The organism is Bradyrhizobium sp. Kon58 (assembly GCF_055807455.1).
Map to the genome: position 1 here is coordinate 1 of NZ_JBVVOT010000595.1, position 246 is coordinate 246.

Annotated in this window: 1 protein-coding gene; it reads right to left on the bottom strand. The window is 64.6% G+C overall.

What is annotated here, in order from left to right:
- Positions 1-246: MlaE family ABC transporter permease (locus AC0L20_RS41610; protein ID WP_473295929.1), on the bottom strand; the 246-nt coding region annotated here is incomplete at both ends.

Here is a 246-nt window from a genome sequence, read left to right on the forward strand (position 1 = left end):
GTCCGATTGCAGCAGCGACAGGAACATCGCCGGCGAAATATCCAGGGCCACCGCACACACCACGCCGCCGCCGATAATCCCCGAGAGCATCGCCAGGAACGTCAGCATCGGCAAGGCCACCAGTAGCGCCAGCACCCGCGGCAGCACCAGCAGCTCCATCGGGTCCAGGCCCAGGGTACGGATGGCGTCGATTTCCTCGTTGGCCTTCATCGAGCCGATTTGTGCGGTAAAGGCACTGGCCGTGCG